Raw genomic sequence first — 3,456 nt, forward strand, 5'->3', positions numbered from 1 at the left:
TGCCTGAACCGAATTGTTACTTAAATTGAGTATTTGCTTTGTGCCTGTTGCATCCCTATTGTTAAAACCAAATTCTTTCGCTAGAACCTCATCACTGAAACCTTCAGCTATGAGTGCGAGATTATTATTAAGCCATGCGTCACCAGGAAGCCCATCATCCTTGCCAACATCAAAGGAGCCAAAGATTTGCTCGGTAGTACTATCAAAGTTGAATCTCAAAAAGCCGTAGTTAGATATCCCACTAAGCACTGGAGTGAAACTATTTATCAGATTACTCAATGGATCAAAGAAGGAAATTGAGAGAGATTGCAAGTTCTTCGTAGCTCCCGAACCTTTTTCAGAAATGACGCTGGGAGCAGTTGTTGTATCGTAGTTAAATGAACCTTTCGCTGAATAACCAGTGTCTCCTTTCCAATTAAAGTTAAACTCAACAGCATGAGCTAGGTTGTTCGTGGCTATGCCGATCGCTAACGCTAAAGTAGTAGTCGTCACCAGACTAATAGCTGTTTTAGTAAACAGATGTGTCATAGATACAACTTCCAAATTAATTAAAATGAAGTTTCTACAACAATACAATATAGATGTACAACGCTACTGTATGTTGCATCCATGACGTGTAGCGGCTACTCTATGGAATGCCAACCGAGTACTTACAGGGTATCAAAAGTCCCCTAAGTGCTTAATCCTCTTTTTGAGTCGTGCAGTTGCCATCTGTACAAATTTTGTTGGCTGGTTTTTGTTCCTTTACAGCGCAGCAACTAGCCAAGTCATCATCTTAATATAAAAAACAGGAGCGATCGTTATTTCCCAACCCCTAAATAAAAATACTTATTTTGTATGACTATCGAACGACTTCCCCAAAAACACTATCCCAAGGCTGAGATTGGGCGGCGAGGCATGGCATTGGGACTTGATTTCCTTGGTGTTTGGTTAATCAGTTCCCTACTGGGAGGCGGCGATATCGGGATTCAATTTGTGCAAATCCTAGTTTTTGTCATATTTTGGCTGATTTTGCGGGTGCTGGTGGTATACAACAATCAAGGGCAAAGTTTAGGGCGTTGGGCGTTCGATTTAAAGGTGCTGGAAGTCGAAGATGGGGAAGTAGTGGGTAGAATTCCAGATTTGCTCTCACTAGTGAAGCGAGAGGCGATTATCGGCTTGGGTGCTTTGTTAGTGTCAATTGCCCTGAGCAATATTAGAGCCAATCCCACTGCTATACTGCTAGTAATTCCCCTAGCAATTGATTGTGGAACTGCCTTCTCTGATACCCAGATGCGGCAGGCTTTACACGATCGCTATTGTGGAACTTTCATCGTTTCGTCGCGTCGTGGCTACTCGCTCGATATAAAAGTTAAAAGATTAGTTGAAAATATACGGCGGAATGTGAGAAGATAGTCATTTGTGTTAATTCTCTTCAGGCTTCACTGTTTGTAAGATTATGGCTAAGAGTAAAGGTGCCCGCATTATTATCACACTAGAGTGTACTGAGTGCCGGACAAATCCAGATAAGCGTTCTGCTGGTGTTAACCGTTATACCAGTACTAAGAATCGCCGCAACACCACCAACAGGCTAGAACTGAAAAAGTTCTGCACCCACTGCAACAAACATACCGTTCACAAGGAAATTAAGTAGAGATGAGTTATTTCCGTCGTCGCCTTTCTCCGATCAAGCCAGGAGAACCAATTGATTATAAAGATGTTGATTTATTGCGTAAGTTTGTCACCGAGCGGGGAAAGATACTGCCACGTCGGATTACCGGGCTTACGTCTCAGCAACAGCGAGAGTTGACATTAGCAATTAAACGTTCGCGGATTGTGGCTTTGTTGCCATTTATTAATGCGGAAGGCTAAAAAGAGTGATGAGTTATGAGTAGAGACGCGATTAATCGCGTCTGTACAAAGAGTTAAGAATCAAAACTCCTAACTCCTAACTTAAAACTATTTAAACTGTTCACCAAATTAGAGTGCGAGAGTTGTGGAGAAGGGGACGCTAGTTGAATTTAGGGTTCAAGGCGATCGCCGTCTGGGCATCGTAGAACGTCCAGACGGTAAAACCCGCTGGTTTGTGGTAGACGAACGTGGTCAATCCCACAGCCTCGCGCCTAGACAAATAACCTATACAGTTACTGGACAGACTTACAAGGCTTCTGAGATTGCCAGCTTTTTGGAGCAGATCAAGCCTTATTTAGACCCATCTAGCTTAGAAGTGGCTTGGGAATTACTGGTTGAAGATGGGGAAACAGTTACCCCAGACCAAATGGCGAATTTGCTATTTTCAGAATCAGCCGCGCCTCCTCGTTACGCCGCCTATTGCTTGTTATCAGACGACAAACTTTATTTCAAGCAGAAAGGAGACGCTTACGAGCCGAGAACTGCTGCTCAAGTGGCAGAACGCAAGCACCAACTGGAAGTAGAGGCACTAAAAGCTAAAGGACAGCAGGAATTTTTAACTCGTGTAGAGCAGGCGCTCAAAGGTGAAGCAGTAGAGTGGCAGCGCCACGATCGCCAGCGCTTAGAAGGACTAGAAAAATACGCAGCGCTGATAGCTGACACGGTGCGGACAGGGGTTAACTATGACTCCTTAGCTCGTGCTTATCCGCCCAGCGCTCCAGTATTAGAAACTATGACCATGCTGGGACGACCCACAACACCCCAAGGGGCTTTTCAACTATTAGTAGATTTGGGTTGCTGGAGTCCTTATGAAAACTTGTTCCTGCGTCGTTCTTCAATTCCGATTCAATTTCCTCATAAGGTATTAGAAGTGGCGCAACAGCGTTTGGATTTCCCGCCGATTGACTCAGATACAAACCGCCTTGATCTGACTCACCTGAAGGTTTACACCATTGATGATGAAACTACCACAGAGATCGACGATGGTCTAAGTTGGGAAATTCTACCCGATGGACGGGAGCGCTTGTGGGTGCATATTGCCGATCCCACTAGATGGTTAGTACCGGAAGATGAATTAGATTTGGAAGCCAGAAAGCGCGGTAGTACAGTCTATTTACCTACGGGAATGATTCCCATGTTCCCGGAGGTGTTGGCAACTGGGCCAATGAGTTTGATCCAGGGAAAGGTTTGTTGCGCCCTCAGTTTCGGGATTATTTTAGGCACAAGTGGGGGAGTTGAAGATTACAGCATTCATACCAGCTTGATTAAGCCGACTTATCGCCTCACCTACGAAGATGTAGATGAAATGCTGCAATTGCGGGTACAAGCAGAACCGGAAATTGCTGCGATCGCAACTTGGGCACAGCGGCGTAAAGCTTGGCGTTACGCTCAAGGGGCAATTAGCATCACCATGCCGGAAGCGACGATCAAAGTCAAAGGTGAGGAGATCCACATTGATATTTTGGACGATTCCCCATCGCGGCAACTGGTAGCAGAAATGATGATTGTTGCTGGTGAAGTTGCGGCTCGTTATGGTAAAACTCATAACATACCTTTGCCTTTTCG

Annotated in this window: 5 protein-coding genes; 4 read left to right on the top strand and 1 reads right to left on the bottom strand. The window is 44.8% G+C overall.

The annotated features are described in order from the left end of the window. A partial coding sequence (locus IQ229_RS18980; RefSeq protein WP_194046409.1) for a hypothetical protein occupies positions 1 to 528 on the bottom strand: 528 nt, incomplete at its 3' end. A gap of 309 nt (positions 529 to 837) precedes the next feature. Between IQ229_RS18980 and IQ229_RS18985 the strand changes: the two genes are divergently transcribed. The 4 genes from IQ229_RS18985 to IQ229_RS19000 form a co-directional block, all read left to right on the top strand. After that, entirely contained in the window at positions 838 to 1,395 is a 558-nt protein-coding gene (locus IQ229_RS18985; protein WP_194046410.1) for an RDD family protein, read from the top strand. A 43-nt stretch (positions 1,396 to 1,438) separates the two neighbouring features. Next, on the top strand, positions 1,439 to 1,633 hold the full coding sequence (gene rpmG, locus IQ229_RS18990; RefSeq protein WP_069069844.1) for a 50S ribosomal protein L33: 195 nt from the start codon (positions 1,439 to 1,441) through the stop codon (positions 1,631 to 1,633). A gap of 2 nt (positions 1,634 to 1,635) precedes the next feature. Beyond that, positions 1,636 to 1,851 carry a 30S ribosomal protein S18 gene (gene rpsR, locus IQ229_RS18995; RefSeq protein WP_012411240.1) on the top strand — a complete coding sequence of 72 codons (216 nt, stop codon included), beginning with the start codon at positions 1,636 to 1,638 and terminating at the stop codon, positions 1,849 to 1,851. Positions 1,852 to 1,975: 124 nt separating this feature from the next. Next, positions 1,976 to 3,456: ribonuclease catalytic domain-containing protein (locus IQ229_RS19000; RefSeq protein ID WP_194046412.1), on the top strand; the 1,481-nt coding region annotated here is incomplete at its 3' end.

Source organism: Nostoc cf. edaphicum LEGE 07299 (assembly GCF_015207245.1).
Taxonomy (GTDB): Bacteria; Cyanobacteriota; Cyanobacteriia; order Cyanobacteriales; family Nostocaceae; genus Nostoc; species Nostoc edaphicum_B.

Excerpts from the sequence above, each read along its gene's own strand:
- rpsR (WP_012411240.1), top strand. The coding sequence starts at position 1,636 with ATGAGTTATTTCCGTCGTCGCCTTTCTCCGATCAAGCCAGGAGAACCA.
- IQ229_RS18985 (WP_194046410.1), top strand. The coding sequence starts at position 838 with ATGACTATCGAACGACTTCCCCAAAAACACTATCCCAAGGCTGAGATT.
- rpmG (WP_069069844.1), top strand. The coding sequence starts at position 1,439 with ATGGCTAAGAGTAAAGGTGCCCGCATTATTATCACACTAGAGTGTACT.